Annotated in this window: 1 protein-coding gene; it reads right to left on the bottom strand. The window is 36.7% G+C overall.

Annotated features, from left to right (window positions below):
• Positions 1-379: amino acid permease (locus HZY83_RS00040; protein ID WP_179942084.1), on the bottom strand; the 379-nt coding region annotated here is incomplete at both ends.

Raw genomic sequence — 379 nt, forward strand, 5'->3', positions numbered from 1 at the left:
GTGGTACACCGTTTTTGTTCGTTTTAGAGAAGGCTGGTGGAGCTTGTTCTTGATTAGATAGTCCGTACAGCATTCTACTATTTGAAAATATACCACTATTACATGATGATGCAGCAGCAGTTAAAACCACAAAGTTAATTATTCCAGCTGCAAATGGTACTCCAATTAAAGCGAATAATTTAACGAAAGGGCTGTTATCTGGATCAACTTTGTACCAAGGAATGATTGACATAATTACTGCTAATGCCCCAACATAGAAAATTAATATTCTAATAGGTACACTATTGATTGCCTTTGGTATAGTTTGTTCAGGATCTTTCGTCTCTCCAGCAGTAACACCAATCATTTCGATTCCTACGAATGAAAATAGTGCCATCTG

Source organism: Gemella sp. GH3 (assembly GCF_013415425.1).
GTDB lineage: Bacteria > Bacillota > Bacilli > Staphylococcales > Gemellaceae > Gemelliphila.